The 15,982-nt window shown below is 70.4% G+C and carries 16 protein-coding genes; 3 read left to right on the top strand and 13 right to left on the bottom strand.

What is annotated here, in order from left to right; all coding sequences use genetic code 11:
- Positions 1–173 precede the first annotated feature (173 nt).
- The 8 genes from ACWC94_RS21985 to ACWC94_RS21950 all read right to left on the bottom strand — a co-directional run bounded on the left by ACWC94_RS21985 (position 174) and on the right by ACWC94_RS21950 (position 8,639).
- On the bottom strand, positions 174–392 hold the full coding sequence (locus tag ACWC94_RS21985; RefSeq protein ID WP_450798545.1) for a hypothetical protein: 219 nt from the start codon (positions 390–392) through the stop codon (positions 174–176).
- Positions 393–814: 422 nt separating this feature from the next.
- Positions 815–1,276, bottom strand: coding sequence for a hypothetical protein (locus ACWC94_RS21980; RefSeq protein WP_450798543.1), 462 nt, complete (start codon positions 1,274–1,276; stop codon positions 815–817).
- Between the two features lie 249 nt (positions 1,277–1,525).
- Complete coding sequence (locus ACWC94_RS21975; RefSeq protein ID WP_450798541.1) at positions 1,526–1,852, bottom strand: SCO5918 family protein; 327 nt, start codon at positions 1,850–1,852, stop codon at positions 1,526–1,528.
- A gap of 49 nt (positions 1,853–1,901) precedes the next feature.
- Positions 1,902–2,306, bottom strand: a complete 405-nt coding sequence (locus tag ACWC94_RS21970) for a CBS domain-containing protein (protein ID WP_450798539.1) — start codon at positions 2,304–2,306, stop codon at positions 1,902–1,904.
- A 45-nt stretch (positions 2,307–2,351) separates the two neighbouring features.
- Positions 2,352–3,848, bottom strand: a complete 1,497-nt coding sequence (locus tag ACWC94_RS21965) for a DEAD/DEAH box helicase (RefSeq protein WP_450798537.1) — start codon at positions 3,846–3,848, stop codon at positions 2,352–2,354.
- 349 nt (positions 3,849–4,197) lie between these two features.
- Positions 4,198–4,401, bottom strand: a complete 204-nt coding sequence (locus ACWC94_RS21960) for a cold-shock protein (RefSeq protein WP_014145516.1) — start codon at positions 4,399–4,401, stop codon at positions 4,198–4,200.
- A 719-nt stretch (positions 4,402–5,120) separates the two neighbouring features.
- Positions 5,121–6,449: a class I SAM-dependent RNA methyltransferase gene (locus ACWC94_RS21955; protein WP_450798535.1), complete on the bottom strand. Its 1,329-nt coding sequence runs from the start codon at positions 6,447–6,449 to the stop codon at positions 5,121–5,123.
- Between the two features lie 138 nt (positions 6,450–6,587).
- Positions 6,588–8,639, bottom strand: coding sequence for an APC family permease (locus ACWC94_RS21950; RefSeq protein WP_450798533.1), 2,052 nt, complete (start codon positions 8,637–8,639; stop codon positions 6,588–6,590).
- 160 nt (positions 8,640–8,799) lie between these two features.
- Between ACWC94_RS21950 and ACWC94_RS21945 the strand changes: the two genes are divergently transcribed.
- From ACWC94_RS21945 to ACWC94_RS21935, 3 genes are all read left to right on the top strand, one after another.
- Positions 8,800–8,946, top strand: coding sequence for a hypothetical protein (locus ACWC94_RS21945; RefSeq protein ID WP_450798532.1), 147 nt, complete (start codon positions 8,800–8,802; stop codon positions 8,944–8,946).
- A gap of 127 nt (positions 8,947–9,073) precedes the next feature.
- Positions 9,074–9,745: a potassium channel family protein gene (locus ACWC94_RS21940; RefSeq protein WP_450798531.1), complete on the top strand. Its 672-nt coding sequence runs from the start codon at positions 9,074–9,076 to the stop codon at positions 9,743–9,745.
- On the top strand, positions 9,745–10,416 hold the full coding sequence (locus tag ACWC94_RS21935; RefSeq protein ID WP_053655268.1) for a potassium channel family protein: 672 nt from the start codon (positions 9,745–9,747) through the stop codon (positions 10,414–10,416). Before ACWC94_RS21940 ends, ACWC94_RS21935 begins: the two co-directional genes overlap by 1 nt.
- Before the next feature lie 66 nt (positions 10,417–10,482).
- Here the strand turns inward: ACWC94_RS21935 and ACWC94_RS21930 are convergent, their stop codons facing one another.
- From ACWC94_RS21930 to ACWC94_RS21910, 5 genes are all read right to left on the bottom strand, one after another.
- A complete protein-coding gene (locus ACWC94_RS21930) occupies positions 10,483–11,244 on the bottom strand; it encodes a DUF3159 domain-containing protein (RefSeq protein WP_450798530.1) in 762 nt (253 codons plus the stop codon).
- A gap of 3 nt (positions 11,245–11,247) precedes the next feature.
- On the bottom strand, positions 11,248–11,646 hold the full coding sequence (locus ACWC94_RS21925) for an OB-fold nucleic acid binding domain-containing protein (protein WP_360148167.1): 399 nt from the start codon (positions 11,644–11,646) through the stop codon (positions 11,248–11,250).
- Between the two features lie 43 nt (positions 11,647–11,689).
- The gene (locus ACWC94_RS21920; protein ID WP_450798529.1) at positions 11,690–12,379 is read right to left on the bottom strand and encodes a response regulator; all 690 of its coding nucleotides are present in this window, start codon (positions 12,377–12,379) and stop codon (positions 11,690–11,692) included.
- Positions 12,376–14,958, bottom strand: coding sequence for an ATP-binding protein (locus tag ACWC94_RS21915; protein ID WP_450798528.1), 2,583 nt, complete (start codon positions 14,956–14,958; stop codon positions 12,376–12,378). The genes ACWC94_RS21920 and ACWC94_RS21915 overlap by 4 nt, the downstream gene beginning before the upstream one ends.
- A gap of 258 nt (positions 14,959–15,216) precedes the next feature.
- Positions 15,217–15,981: a DUF3710 domain-containing protein gene (locus tag ACWC94_RS21910; protein ID WP_450798527.1), complete on the bottom strand. Its 765-nt coding sequence runs from the start codon at positions 15,979–15,981 to the stop codon at positions 15,217–15,219.
- Position 15,982 lies beyond the last annotated feature (1 nt).

Genomic DNA, 15,982 nt, shown 5'->3' with positions numbered 1-15,982 from the left:
AGGGGAGGAGCGGCTTTCAGTTCCGGGTGCGGATGACTCATACCCTGACGGTACCCGGAGAGCGGGACAGGGTGATCCATTACCTGTTCGATCTCTTCCTCCCGACAGGGTCGGGGCACCCCAACGGGTGTCCGGGGACGATCCGATGACGCCGGCGGCCGGACAGGGAGGGATCAAGGCAGTACCGTCTTCGGTGGGTCTGCCGTGAGCCCGGTGGTGCCGGCGAGGATCTCGTGCCTCTTGTCGTGGTGGCCGGCCTCCGCGGCCTCCCGGTGTGCCTCGTCGCTGGGCCACTCGGTGTACAGCAGTGCCCGAGTGCCGTCGGCGCCGTGCCGGAAGTGCGCCCGATCTTGCCCCGGGTGCCCGCCGTCCCTCGGCTGGTCGGCGATCACGGCGTCCGTGAAGGCGCGCTGCCACTCGACTCCATGACGTCCAAGGCCGCGGTGACAGGCAGCCTGGCGTGTGAGTCTCGTCGGCTACGGCGAGACCGGGGTACCGGCGGTGTCGAGACGGCCCCGGGAGTGCGGCTGTCGAGCCACTGCCCCGCAGGTACGGGTCGTAGGCGGCGTCACCGGCCCCCTGTGCGCAGGTCAGCACGGTGCCACCGTCGGTGCTCCAGGAACCAGGGCAGTGCGGCGAGCCCGTGCGCCCACGGGCCGCAGCCGTGCCATGACGAACCCGTCCTCTCGGCAAGGACCAACTGACCGACGCGTCCCACCACCGTCCGAGTCGTGCCAGGATTCGTTCGATCACAGGTCACCGCTCGAACGTCCCGAATGAATTCGGATGCTTGCGTGTGCCGGCTCGGCCGGAGTCAGACACTCGTCCATGCTTCGACGAAGGCGTTACGTCCGGCCGCATCGGGCGACCTGTGGCCCGCGTGAAGAACGCGCCAGGCGGTGAGTTCCAGGTCCCGGAGCCACAGTTCGCCGATGACCTGCGTCTTGAGATCAGGGAGGTGGTCGGACTCGGCGAGCGCCTGGCCGATCACCTCTGCGGCCGCAACGCGCTGGGGAGGCGTCATCTCGTCCACGGCCGAGAGGATCTGCCCGGCCAGACCGGTTCCCTCTCCGGCCAGCGAACGCAGCACCAGGTCCTTGATATTGGTCGGCAGCAGGTAGGCGGTGCCCGAGGATCTCCACAGGTTCGACCAAAAGGGTTCTCCTGCGTCGGTGGGGGCGGGGAGCGCGGCCAGCAGTCCGAGGAGATGCGCGGTGGCCGCGTAGCCATCGGAGTGGGCCGCCGCGAGGACCGCTATGCCGGCGACACGCTCCACGTCGAAACGGCCGGTTTCGCATGGTGAGGGCAGCCCCAGTCTTTGTTCCAGCTGATCTGCGAGGGGGGCGGATGCGTGGGAGGGGAACTCGGGAAGCATCGGCGGTCCTTGGGCGTAGGTGGGCGGAGATACGCGCTCGGAAGTGGACCGTGGGCGACTTCAGCTACTCCGGCCACTGACCCACCAGCACACGGCACACAGTGAGGCCCGCCCGGCACACGCCGGTCGGGCCTCACTGCTCGGTTCGGCTCACACCTGTCCGTATGTCAGGCGGACAGGGGGAGCACCGGGCGCTGCGGACGCCCGCTGGTACGGGCCGGCCATGGGCGCGGTTGCGGCGGCGGGGCGGGTGCGGCAGGTGAAGCCGAGTTGGGTCATGGCCCTGAGGACTTCGCCGGTGCTGAAATCACGGCGGTCCTGGCGGGTGATGACCTGGCCGACCTGCTTGGCGGGGTAGTGGCGTCGTCCGATGATGACAAACTCACCGGTGACCGGCTCGGGTCTGACGCCCTTCATCGATTCCACCACGCCGCTCTTGGTCAGGTCGAACGGGAAGCGGGCGATGACACAGCGCATGATGCCTCCAGGGAGACGAGAAGACGGGGCCGGGTGGGGTGAGGGCGGTTCAGCGGGAAACGGCGAGGGTGCTCAGAGCGTTGCCGTGTTCGTCGGCCACGGGCGCGGCCCCGAGCCAGCGGCAGCGCATCGCACGTTCGGCTTCGGCCCCAGTGGTCGGCGGTGGGGCGAAGGGCCCGATGACGTCGGCGATGTCCCGCAGGCGGATCCGGTCCGTGTATCCGGAGCCGTCACGAACGGCCGTGAGCCCGGCCCGGGTGACCAGGCCGGTGCGCAGACCGTCCTCGTCGCAGACCGCCAGATGACCTGTACGGGCGGCGGTCATCACGGACAGTGCCACCTCCACGGTCATGTCCTCCCAGACCTGCGGTCCGGCGGTGTCCATGGTGTCGGCCACCGTGCCGTGCTCGGGGTGGGCGCTCGCCGGGCGGAACTGCGTCTGGTCCAGCGTCAAAGGGTGCCTCCTGCGGAGTTGGCCGGCTTCCTGGTCACGAAGGTTCTATGCAGCCGCACCCGCGGTGGACTGCCGTCCGGGCGCACGGCGGGCCGCCGAGACGGGGCGGCGTCGGCCGCGTGAGGTGGCGCCGCGCTTCTTGGGGCGCTCGACCACCGGTGCGGTGATGACGACCGGGATGCCGGAGGGTGCCTGGGCGCCGGTGATGCGGTGCAGGGCCTCTTCGCCGGCGCGGACCCGGGTGGTCTGCGGGACGATGCCGGCCGCTGCCATGAGGCGGGTCAGGGCGTGGCGCTGGTTGGGGGTGACCAGGGTGACGACACTGCCGGACTCTCCTGCGCGGGCGGTACGGCCGCCGCGGTGGAGGTAGTCCTTGTGGTCGGTCGGCGGGTCGACGTTGACGACGAGGTCGAGGTTGTCCACGTGGATGCCGCGCGCCGCAACATTGGTCGCTACCAGTACGTTGACGTGCCCGCTCTTGAACTGTGCCAGCGTCCGGGTGCGCTGCGGCTGCGACTTCCCGCCGTGCAGGGCGGCGGCCCGTACCCCGCTGTTCAGGAGGTGCTCGGTGAGGCCGTCGACGGCGTGCTTGGTGTCGAGGAACATGATCACGCGGCCGTCGCGTGCGGCGATCTGGGTGGTGGCCGTGTGCTTGTCGGCGCCGTGCACGTGGAGCACGTGGTGCTCCATCGTCGTGACCGCGCCGGCCGAGGGGTCGACGGAGTGCACGACGGGGTCGCTGAGGTAGCGGCGCACGAGCAGGTCGACGTTGCGGTCGAGAGTGGCGGAGAACAGCATGCGCTGCCCTTCGGGGCGGACCTGGTCGAGGAGGGCGGTGACCTGCGGCATGAAGCCCATGTCGGCCATCTGGTCGGCCTCGTCGAGAACGGTGATGGAAACCTGGTTCAGCCGGCACTCGCCACGATCGATGAGGTCTTTGAGGCGTCCCGGCGTGGCGACGACGACCTCGGCGCCACCGCGCAGCGCGCTCGTCTGCCTGCCGATCGGCATTCCGCCCACCACCGTGGCCAGCCGCAGCCTCACGGAGCGGGCGTACGGGGCGAGCGCGTCGGTGACCTGCTGCGCCAGTTCACGCGTGGGTACGAGGATCAGCGCCAGCGGCTGCCTGGCCTCGGCGCGCTGCCCGGCCGTACGGGCCAGCAGCGCCAGCCCGAAAGCGAGGGTCTTGCCGGAGCCGGTGCGGCCACGGCCCAGTACGTCCCGGCCGGCGAGGGAATTCGGCAGGGTCGCGGCCTGGATCGGGAAGGGCACGGTCACGCCTTGTGAGCCGAGCGCGGCCAGCAGTGCCCCGGGCATGTCGAGATCGGCGAAGCCCTCTGCGGCGGGAAGCGCGGGTGTGATCGTCCTGGGCAGCGCGAACTCCCCCTGGACCGCGGCGGGCCCGCGACCGTAACCACCGGAGCGGCTCGGCCCGCCGGAGCGGCTCCTGGCCGACGAGCCGAATCGGCTGCCGCCCCTGCCGGAGTCGGTACTGCCGTTACGGGTGCGGGCGAAGCGGTCGTTCGTGCGTGTGCGGTTCATGCGGAACCTTCCTCGATACGGCACATATCAAGGAATTCCCGCAGCAATGAGCAGCAGAGAGAATTGCAAGAATGGACCGGTGGAATGCGAGAGCGAACCTGACCGACGGAAAATCCGTGCGGGCACAGGCGCTGGAATGAGTGGCGCGAAGCGGACGCACTGTCCGGGCGTCCGCTGCTATGAAGCCCATGAAGGGATGCGTGCACCCCTGAAGGATGCTCCGTATGCGGTGAGCCTACGGGCTTCCTGCTTGTCGTCCGCAGGCGAGACCACTGCGGGAAAATGCGAGCAGCTGGGGCCCGCACCCCGAAGGACGCGGGCCCCAGCTACAAGTACGCGACAGTCGGCGTCAGGCGAGAACGATGTTCTCGGCCGTCGGGCCCTTCTGGCCCTGAGCGATGTCGAAGGTCACCTTCTGGCCCTCCAGCAGCTCGCGGAAGCCCTGGGCGGCGATGTTCGAGTAGTGGGCGAACACGTCAGCGCCGCCACCGTCCTGCTCGATGAAGCCGAAGCCCTTTTCCGCGTTGAACCACTTCACGGTGCCAGCAGCCATGTCATTTCTCCTTTGGGGCAGTGCATCGGGATCCGCACTGCGCGGACCCCGTGTCGCCGCGATGATCAGCCCGTCCGGAAAAAGACCGGATAACAAAAGCGCTTCCCACGGCACAGGCGCCGCCCGGAGGACACTTGGAGTTTTGGGAACCACAACTGCAACTGAGATCGACAGTAGCACGCCGCAGCGGCCTGTGTGCGGCAAAGAATCCCACTCCACTTAAAGCGGTAGAGAATCTGTCTGCCCGTTCCGTTGAAATCTCAGCTCGCGGGCACAGATATTGACCCAGCCGGAGCGTAACGTTTCAGAGAGCATTGGGGGTGCGCCCAGCGTAACGCCTGCTGCCCAAAGGGACGGTGCGGGCACGCACGGGAGCGGCCAGATCGAGGCTCTGGGCATCGGCAACCCTCCTCGCGACGCAGAAAGTGATCGCGGCCTGGCCGGGATGCTCGCTACCGCTTTCGTGGCCGTCGCGGCACAGCGCCCCAAGCGGAACTGGGCGCCCCGAACCGTGTTCCTTGCCGGAGCCGCGTCGATCACCGCCGGAGTGCTGCTCCCGACGCGCCTGGCCGCCATCACCACGCGCCCGCCTTCCCCGTCACTGATCAAAGCCACAGGTCAGGGGCGTACGTCCGGCACGCGACCCGGTCCACGTCATGCGCCCACCGAAACAGGTCGACGCGGTCGGGCCGGATCCTGGGAGTCAGGAAATCAGCAGGTCAGAGCCCCTTCGCGGCAGGCTCCAGAATCGCCACGCACTCCACGTGATGCGTCATCGGAAACAGATCGAACGCCCGGAGCGTCCGCACCCGGTAACCGCCCTCGCGGAAGTACGCCAGGTCGCGGGCCAGCGCAGCGGGATCGCAGGCGACGTAGGCGATGCGGCGGGCGTCCAGGGAGGCGAGGTGGGCGACCGTCTTGCGGCCCGCACCGGCGCGGGGCGGGTCCAGGACGATCAGGTCGACCTCGGTGATGCCGGTGCGCGGCAGGACCGACTCGACCTTGCCCTGTTCGATACGGACCCGTGGGAAGTCGGCCAGGTTGTGCCGCGCGTCCTCCACCGCCCGCTTGCCGGACTCGATCCCGAGGACCGCGCCCTTCTCGCCGAGCCGGTCGGCCAGCGCCCCCGCGAACAGACCCACCCCGCAGTAGAGGTCGAGCGCCGTCTCGCCCTTGCGGGGCAGCAGGCCCTGCATCACCGCCGTCACGAGGGTGTCGGCCGCCTTCGGGTGGACCTGCCAGAAGCCACCGCTCGCGACGCGGTGGGTACGGCCGTCCGCGCGTTCGCGGACGAAGGGGCGGCCGTGGACGCGGTGGATCCCCCCGGACTTCTCGTCGACCCGCAGGACCGACACCGGCTTGTCCAGTTCGACCAGGGGGAGGCGGGCGCCCGGGCGCGGGATCAGGATCACCTGGCGGTCCTGCGATCCCGTCGCCGCGATCGCCTCGACCGACTCCATGCCGGTCCAGTCCCGCCGTTCGATGCCCAGCTCGCTGACGCCCTCCGCCGCGATCATGCAGTGGTCGATGCGCTCGATCTCGTGCGAGCGGTGGCGGCGCAGGCCCGCGTGGCCCTCGGCGTCGACGGCGTACTGGACGCGGGTGCGCCACTGCGGGACCTGGCCGGCGGGCAGCTTGTCGCCCTCGGCCGGCATCACCGTGCCGTCCCAGCCGACCTCCTCGGGCGTGAGACCGGCGAGCCGCTTGAGCTGTTCGGCGATCACCTCGCCCTTGAGGCGGCGCTGGGCGCCGGGCTTGGCGTGCTGCCAGTCGCAGCCGCCGCAGCGGCCGGGGCCGGCGAAGGGGCAGGGCGCCTCGATGCGGTCCTTGGAGGCCTCCAGGACCTCCACCGCGTCCGCGCGGAGGAAGCGGGCTCCCTCCTCGCCCTCGGTCACCCTCGCCACCACCCGCTCGCCGGGCAGCGCGTGCCGGACGAACAGCACCTGCCCCTCGGCGGTACGGGCGATGCAGTGGCCGCCGTGGGCGACGGGGCCGATCTCGACCTCGTACTCCTCCCCGGCCAGCGACTTCTTCGGTTCTGCCTGCATGGCGGGGTGACTCCAGATCGGGAACGGGAAACGGCCGGACAACAGCCCACCAGTTTACGTGGCTGTCGTCCGGCCGCTCACCACAGGCCGCCCCGGGCCCGGTGATCCCGGGCTCACCCCGGGATCAGCGATCCGGGCTCACTCCTTGGCCGCCGACGGCTCCTTGGGCCGCTCCGCCGCCGGACCCCGTCGTACGGCACCCGGTGCGCTCCACTCCTGCCGCTTGCGGGCCCGCATCTTGGCCGCCTCGGAGGACGCCAGCTGGTAGGGCACGGAGGTCACCATCACGCCGGGGGTGAAGAGCAGGCGGCCCTTCAGGCGCAGGGCGCTCTGGTTGTGCAGCAGGTGCTCGTACCAGTGGCCGACCACGTACTCGGGGATGATCACGGAGACCGCGTCGCGCGGGGACTCCTTGCGCAGGCCCTTGACGTACTCGATGACCGGCCGGGTGACCTCGCGGTACGGCGAGTCCAGGACCTTCAGCGGTACGTCGATGCCGCGCCGCTCCCACTCCTCGCGCAGCGCCTTGGTCTCGGCCGGGTCGACGTTGACCGTCAGCGCCTCCAGGGTGTCCGAGCGCATCAGCTTGGCGTAGGCCAGGGCGCGCAGGGTGGGGCGGTGGATCTTGGAGATCAGGACGACCGAGTGCACGCGGGACGGGCGGATCAGGTCGTCGTCCGGCTCCTCGGGTGCCGTGAGCTCCTCGGCGACGCCGTCGTAGTGCTTACGGATCGCGGTCATCGTCGCGTAGAAGATGCACATGCCGAGCAGGGCGACCCAGGCGCCGTGCGTGAACTTCGTGACGAGGACGACGACCAGCACCAGGCCGGTGAAGAAGGCGCCGAACGCGTTGATCGCCCGGGAGCGGATCATGTGGCGGCGCTTGGCCGGGTCCTGCTCGACCGCCAGGTGGCGGTTCCAGTGCCTGACCATGCCGGTCTGGCTGAGCGTGAAGGACACGAACACGCCGACGATGTACAGCTGGATCAGCCGGGTGGAGTCCGCGCCGTAGATGACGGTCAGCAGGGTCGCGGCGCCCGCGAGCAGCACGATGCCGTTGGAGAAGGCGAGGCGGTCGCCGCGGGTGTGCAGCTGGCGCGGGAGGTAGCGGTCCTGGGCGAGGATCGAACCGAGCAGCGGGAAGCCGTTGTACGCGGTGTTCGCCGCGAGGAACAGCACGAGGGCCGTGGCCGCCGCGAGGACGACGAACAGGAAGCTGCCCTTGCCGAAGACCGCCTCGGCGACCTGCGAGATCACCGGGTTCTGGACATAGCCGGAGCCGACCGGGTGGCCGTTGTGGATCAGGTCGGTGGCCGGGTTCTCGGCCATGCGGACCTTGGTCGACATGGCGAGGGCGATGATGCCGCAGAACATGGTGACGGCGAGCCCGCCCATCAGCGCGAGCGTGGTCGCCGCGTTCTTCGACTTGGGCTTGCGGAAGGCGGGGACGCCGTTGGAGATCGCCTCGACACCGGTGAGCGCCGCACAGCCCGAGGAGAAGGCGCGGAGCAGCAGGAAGACGAGGGCGAAGCCCGCGAGGCCCTGGTGCTCGGCCCTGATGTGGTAGTCGGCGGTCGGCGCGTGCATGCTGTCGCCGAGGATCAGGCCGCGTACGGCACCCCACGCGATCATGATGAAGACGCCGCCGACGAACACGTAGGTCGGGATCGCGAAGAGCTTGCCGGACTCCTTCACGCCGCGCAGGTTCATCAGCGTCAGCAGGACGATCACGGCGACCGCGCACAGCACCTTGTGCTCGACCACGAAGGGGACCGCCGAGCCGAGGTTCTCGATGCCGGAGGCGATGGAGACGGCGACGGTCAGGACGTAGTCCACGAGCAGGGCGCTGGCCACGGTCAGGCCCGCCTTGGGGCCCAGGTTGGTGGTGGCGACCTCGTAGTCGCCGCCGCCGCTCGGGTAGGCGTGGACGTTCTGCCGGTAGGAGGCGACGACCGTGAACATCAGCACGACGACCGCGACGGCGATCCAGGGGCTGAAGTGGTACGCCGACACGCCCGCGATGGACAGGACCAGCAGGACCTCCCCCGGCGCGTAGGCGACAGAGGACAGCGGGTCGGAGGCGAAGACGGGGAGTGCGATGCGCTTCGGCAGGAGCGTTTCGCCCAGCCGGTCACTGCGCAGTGCGCGCCCGATCAGGATCCGTTTGGGCACGTCGGTCAGTTTGGACACGACAGAGGATGGTAGGCCTTCGAACAGGCTGCCGCCCACCCGGTGCCGGTGTTCTGCCTCACGAGTGAAATCACAGGCGCACTGAACTGCGGATTCCGCGGTCCGCGCGCTCCCCGTGCCTAGATGGCAGACCCGCCTGTCGTCGCACCTCGGAGGTCCCATGCCCGCCACCGCGGAGCTGATCGGGGCGACCCTCGCCCTCCTCGGCCTCGGAATCCTGACCCTGTGCAGCGTGCGCAGCATCACTCGCCGGCGCCCGCCCCCGGTGATCGCGGGGACGCGGACCGCCGACTCCGCCGACGCGTGATCGCGGAGGGTGATCAAGGGGAACCGGCGCACGGGGGTGCCCGCCCCCCGGCGCCCGTGTGTAGCTTTGGGCGTCGGTCTGAGACCCTGATGCTGAGCGGTAACTTTTGGACACTGGAAGGACGGTCGTGCACATCGTCATCATGGGCTGCGGAAGAGTGGGCTCCACTCTTGCCCAGACCCTGGAGCAACAGGGGCACACGGTCGCCGTGATCGACCAGGACCCCACCGCCTTCCGCCGGCTGGGCCCGGGATTCGGGGGCCGCCGGGTCACCGGCGTCGGCTACGACCAGGACACCCTGCGCGAGGCGGGCATCGAGGAGGCCGGCGCCTTCGCCGCCGTCTCCAGCGGTGACAACTCCAACATCATCTCCGCGCGTGTGGCCCGTGAGATGTTCGGCGTGGAGAACGTGGCCGCGCGCATCTACGACCCGCGCCGTGCTGAGGTCTACCAGCGCCTGGGCATCCCGACCGTGGCCACGGTCCGCTGGACCGCCGACCAGATGCTGCGCCGTCTGCTGCCCTCGGGCGCCGAGCCGCTGTGGCGCGACCCCACCGGGGGCGTCCAGCTCGCCGAGGTGCACGCCTCCGCGAAGTGGGTCGGTCACAAGATCAGCAAGCTGCAGGAGGAGACGGGCGTCCGCGTGGCGTTCCTGACCCGTCTGGGCGAGGCGATCCTGCCTACCTCGCAGACGGTGCTGCAGGAGGGTGACCTCGTGCACGTGATGATGCGGACGGACGAGATCGAGAAGGTCGAGGCGGCGTTCGCCCAGGGCCCGGAAGAGGAGGGCGGTCACTGATGAGGGTCGCCATTGCCGGAGCCGGCGCCGTCGGCCGCTCGATCGCGGGCGAGCTGCTGGAGAACGGCCACGAGGTCCTGCTCATCGACAAGGCCCCGACCGCCATCTCGGTGGAGCGGGTGCCCCAGGCGGAGTGGCTGCTGGCCGACGCCTGCGAGATCACGTCCCTGGACGAGGCGGCGCTGCAGCGCTGCAACGTCGTCATCGCCGCGACCGGCGACGACAAGGTGAACCTGGTCGTGTCGCTGCTCGCCAAGACGGAGTACGGCGTCCCGCGCGTCGTCGCCCGCGTCAACAACCCGAAGAACGAGTGGCTGTTCAACGAGGCCTGGGGCGTGGACGTGGCCGTCTCCACCCCGCGTCTGATGTCCGCCCTGGTCGAGGAGGCGGTCTCGGTCGGCGACCTGGTCCGTCTGCTCCGCTTCAGCCACGGCGACGCCAACCTCGTCGAGCTGACCCTGCCCGAGGAGTCGGCCCTGGCCGGTACCCAGGTCGGGGACGTCGAGTGGCCCGAGGACACCTCCCTGGTCACGATCATCCGCGGCACCCGTGTGCTCACCCCCTCCAAGGAGGACTCCCTGGAGGCGGGCGACGAGCTGCTGTTCGTGGCCGCCCAGGCCCGCGAGGAGCAGTTGGAGGAACTGCTGTCGGTGCGGCGGGAAGAGGCCTGACCGAGCCGGTACGAAGAAGGGCGCCCTTGGCGGCAAGGGCGCCCTTCTTCGGCGTACGAGGGCCGTCTACGCCTCTCGGCGGTGCCGGCCTCCGGCGGCCTCGGCGGCCGCCTTCCTCTCCTCGGCCGCCTTCTCCTCCGCCTCCATCTCCGCGAACACGTCGATGGGGGCCGGCGCCTTCGCGAGGAAGACCCAGGTCAGCCAGACCGCCAGCAGGAACGGCGGGATCTTCAGGGCGATCAGGACCCAGCCGAGCCGGGTGGTGTCGGACCACCAGTAGAGCGGGAAGAGGATCGCGCACTTGGCGAGCAGGATCAGACCCCAGGCCCAACTGGCCTTCGCGTAGGCCTTCTTGCGGCCGGGGTTGCGGGTGCGCCAGGAGAGGTTCTCCTTGAAGACCGGACCGAGGATGAGGCCGATCAGGGGCACCCCGGCGAGGGTCGTGACGATGTACGCCAGCGCCAGGCCCAGCGTGTAGAGCATGCCGGGCAGGTAGAAGTCCTTGGCGTTGCCGGTGAACATCGCGAAGACCACGCCGAAGGCCACGCCGAACACACCGCTGAACGCGTGCTTGACGGTGTCCTTCATCACGAGCCGGATCACGACCAGGACCAGGGAGACGATCAGCGCCGCGATCGCCGACACGTGCAGGTCCTTGTCGACCGTGAAGATCGCGACGAAGAGCAGGCCCGGCACGACCGTCTCGACCATGCCGCGGACACCGCCGAACGCCTCGAACAACGCGGCCTCGGTCACCGCGCGGGCGTCGCCGGGCTCGTCGGGGGGATTCTGGTCGGTGCTTTCGGTCGGCTTGTCGAGGGACGTCACCGGCTACTCCCGTCCGAGGGGTCGCAGTTCGTACTTCGGGTTGAAGAGCACCCGGCGGCCCCGGCTCATCGAGATCCGGCCCGATGCGATCAGCCTGCGCCCCGGTTCTATGCCCACGATGGAACGCCTGCCGAGCCACACCACGTCCAGCGCGGCGGAGCCGTCGAACAGCTCGGCCTCCAGGGCCGGGACCCCGGCGCGCGGTCGCAAGGTGACCGTGCGCAAGGTACCAGTTACGGTGACGATCTGCCGGTCATGGCAGTCACCGATCTTGGTACAGCCTGCTGTCTCGGCATCTTCCCGCAGCTCCTCTGACTCCAGGTCCTCCTGCGAGGAGGAGAGCCGGTCGAGCATGCGCCGGAACCGGCCGGCCGGCTTTTCGGAACGAGGAACAGCACTCATACCTGAAGCGTACCGGGGCCCACCGACGGCTCCGTAGCCCAGCTCACTTCTCGAAGCGGTACCCCATGCCGGGTTCGGTGACGAAGTGCTCCGGGTGCGACGGGTCCGTCTCCAGTTTCCTGCGCAGCTGGGCCATGTACACGCGCAGGTAGTTGGTCTCGGTCCCGTACGACGGCCCCCACACCTCCCGCAGCAGCTGCTTCTGGCTGACCAGGCGGCCCGTGTTGCGGACCAGCACCTCCAGCAGGTGCCACTCGGTCGGGGTGAGCCGGACGTCCTTGCCGGCGCGGTTGACCTTCTTGGCGGCCAGGTCGACGGTGAAGCCCTCGGTCTCCACGGTCGTCAGGTCGTCCTCGCCGGGTCCGACCGGCTCGGCCCGGCGTACGGCGGCCCGCAGCCGGGCCAGCAGCTCGTCCATGCCGAAGGGCTTGGTGACGTAGTCGTCGGCGCCCGCGTCCAGCGCCTCGACCTTCTCGTCGGAGGAGTGCCGGGCGGACAGGACCAGGATGGGCACGCGGGTCCAGCCGCGCAGGCCCCTGATCACCTCGACGCCGTCCATGTCGGGCAGACCCAGGTCGAGGACGACCACGTCGGGGTGCCGGGAGGCGGCGAGTTCGAGGGCCGTACGGCCGTCGGGGGCCGCGTCGACCTCGTACTTGCGTGCCTTGAGGTTGATCACGAGGGCGCGCACGATCTGCGGCTCGTCGTCGACCACGAGCACCCGGGTCGTCATAGGGTCTGCCTTTCTGGTTCTGCGAGGTCCTCCCCCATGGGAGGTTCTGCGAGGTCGACGCCCGCCTCCGGGGGCTCGGGACCCGATCCCGCGGCCCGCAGGCTCAGGACCATGGTCAGCCCCCCGCCCGGTGTGTCCTCGGCGTTGAGGGTGCCGCCCATGGCCTCCGCGAAGCCCCGGGCGACCGCGAGACCGAGCCCGACCCCGGCGCCGCGCGGGGCGTCGCCGTACCGCTGGAAGGGCTCGAAGATGCGGTCCTTGGCCTCGTCCGGCACACCCGGCCCGCGGTCGACCACCCGCACCTCCACCCGGTCGGCCATGGCGCTCGCGGAGACCAGCACGAGCCGCCCGCGCGGGCTGTACTTGACGGCGTTCTCCACCAGGTTGGCCACGGACCGCTCCAGCAGCCCGGGGTCGACCTCGACCATCGGCAGGGTCTCGGGCACGTCCAGCTCGACGCTGTCCTCGGGTACGCCGCCCAGGGCCATCGGGACCACTTCGTCCACGTCGATCTCGCGGATCAGCGGGGTGACCGTACCGGTCTGCAGGCGGGACATGTCGAGGAGGTTGCCGACGAGGTGGTCGAGCCGGTCGGCGCCCTCCTCGATGCCCTGCAGCAGCTCCGCCTGGTCCTCCTCGGACCAGGCCACGTCGTCGGAGCGCAGGCTCGACACCGCGGCCTTGATGCCGGCCAGGGGCGTGCGCAGGTCGTGGCTGACGGCGGCCAGCAGGGCGGTGCGGATGCGGTTGCCCTCGGCGAGGGTGCGGGCCTGGTCGGCCTCCTCCTGCAACCGCCGGCGGTCCAGGACGACGGCGGCCTGCGCGGCGAACGCGGCGAGCACCCGGCGGTCCTCGGCGGGCAGGACCCGGCCGGTCAGCGCGAGCGCCATGTGGTCGCCGACGGGCACGTCGACGTCGGCGTCCTCGGGCCGCTCCAGCGGGCGCCCGAATCCGGCGCGGCCGGCACAGGTCCACGGCTCGACGTCGCCCGCCCGTTCCAGCAGCGCGGCGGACTCCATCGCGAAGGTCTCCCGGACCCGCTCCAGCAGCTCCTCCAGGCTGGTCTCGCCGCGCAGCACGTTCCCCGCGAGGAAGGAGAGGATCTCCGACTCGGCGCGCAGCCGGGCGGCCTGGTGGGTGCGCCGGGCCGCGAGGTCCACCACCGAGGCGACCGACATGCCGACGCCGAAGAAGATCGCGATGGCGACGATGTTCTTGGGATCGGCGATGGTCAGCCGGTGCAGCGGCGGGGTGTAGAAGTAGTTCAGCAGCAGCGAGCCGAAGCCCGCCGAGGCCAGCGCGGGCAGCAGACCGCCGAGCAGCGCCGCCGCGACGGTGACGGCGAGGAACAGCAGCATGTCGTTGGCGAGGCCGAGATCGATCGTGTTCAGCAGCACCGCGAGGACCGCCGGGCCCACCAGGCCGACCGCCCAGCCCCAGATGATCCGGGCCCGCCCGAGCCGTGCGCCGCGGGCCACGGGCAGTCCGCGGCCCTTGGCGACCTCCTCGTGGGTGACGATGTGGACGTCGAGGTCGGGACCGGAGTCCCGGGCGACGGTGGCGCCGACGCCGGGCCCGAAGACGTACTGCCAGACCTTGCGGCGCGAGGAGCCCAGCACGATCTGGGTGGCGTTGACCCCGCGCGCGAAGGCCAGCAGGGCGGCCGGTATGTCGTCCCCGACGACATGGTGGAACGTGCCGCCCAGGTCCTCGACCAGGGTGCGCTGGACGGCCAGTTCCTTCGGGGAGGCCGCGGTCAGGCCGTCGCTGCGCGCTATGTACACGGCGAGCACCTCGCCGCCGGCGCCCTTCTCGGCGAGCCGCGCGGCCCGGCGGATGAGGGTGCGTCCCTCGGGGCCGCCGGTCAGCCCGACCACGATCCGCTCGCGTGAACCCCAGATCCTGGAGACCCGGTGTTCGCTGCGGTACTCGTTCAGGTACTCGTCGACCCGGTCCGCCACCCACAGCAGGGCCAGCTCGCGCAGGGCGGTGAGATTGCCGGGGCGGAAGTAGTTGGACAGGGCCGCGTCGACCTTGTCCGGCTGGTAGACGTTGCCGTGGGCCATGCGGCGGCGCAGGGCCTGTGGGGACATGTCGACCAGCTCGATCTGGTCGGCGCGTCGTACGACCTCGTCCGGGACGGTCTCGCGCTGCCGCACCCCGGTGATCGACTCCACGACGTCGCCGAGTGACTCCAGGTGCTGGATGTTGACGGTGGAGACGACGTCGATGCCGGCGGCGAGCAGTTCCTCCACGTCCTGCCAGCGCTTGGCGTTGCGTGAGCCGGGGATGTTGGTGTGGGCGAGTTCGTCGACCAGGGCGACGGCGGGGGCCCGGCGCAGCACGGCGTCGACGTCCATCTCGCCGAAGGCGGTGCCCCGGTACTCCAGCTGCCTGCGCGGCACCTGTTCCAGGCCGTGCAGCATCACCTCGGTGCGCGGCCGGTCGTGGTGCTCGACGAAGCCCACGACACAGTCCGTGCCCCGCTCCACCCGGCGATGCGCCTCGGAGAGCATGGCGTAGGTCTTGCCCACGCCCGGTGCCGCGCCGAGGTAGATCCGAAGCTTGCCGCGTGCCATGGCTCCATTGTCTTCCGGTGACTGCTGCCTACGCAGCGTCGACCTTACGGCCAACAATCACGGCAAACGGGACAGGGGGGTGGGCCGGGGGCAACTTTGACGCAACCCTGATGACGGGGCGCGGGGCACTGCGCGAGCGACCGCGACGGACCCGCACCCGGCAGTGAACAGGCTCCCCCGGCGGCGCGACCCGCGAAGAACGGGCCGCGCCCCCTCGGAGGCACGGCCCGTGTATCCCTGCTGAACCCAGCGGAGCGCCTAGCGGACCTCTGTGATCTCCGGCCCCCGCTGCAGCTGTCCCATGCCCCCCGAGAACCGCGAGGACTCCTCCTGCTGAACCCCCTCCGGCACCATCTGCGCGTCGTTGGGCAGCTTCAGGACGATCGGGTCGCGAGGCGCCATCGGCCCCTCACCGCGCACCACGACCGTGTCGCGGAAGATCTGCTCCAGCAGCCCGGCGGCCTGCGGCTGCACCGCGCCCTGCCCGGAGATCACACCGCGCAGGAACCAGCGCGGACCGTCCACGCCGACGAACCGCACGACCTGGAAACCACCCGTGCCGTCCGGCAGCTGCACCGGCACCTGGGCCCGCAGCTCCCACCCCAGCGGCCCCTCGACCTCGTCGACGATGCCACCCTGCTGGGTGATGCCGCTCGCGATCTCCTCGCGGACCTCACCCCAGATGCCCTCACGCTTGGGCGCGGCGAAGGCCTGGAGCTGGACGGCGCTGTCGCGCAGCACGACCGTCGCGGCGACGATCGCGTCACCGGCCACCTCGACCCGCAGCTCCATGCCGTCGACGCCCGGAATGAACAGCCCGCCGAGGTCCACGCGGCCCTCGCCCGGGTCGCGCACCTCCTCGCTGTCCCACGGCCCGTCGGGCCGCGGCCCGGGCTCCAGCCGGACGCGCTCGCGCTCGGCCTCTGCTTCCTCGTCCGCCTCGGTGTCGACGTTGTCGACGACCTGCTCGGCCTCGCCGGCCGCGTCCTCGGCGGCACCCTTCTTGTTGCGACGTCCGAACACG

The organism is Streptomyces sp. NPDC001135 (assembly GCF_053598395.1).
This window is presented reverse-complemented; position numbering and strand designations above follow the sequence as displayed.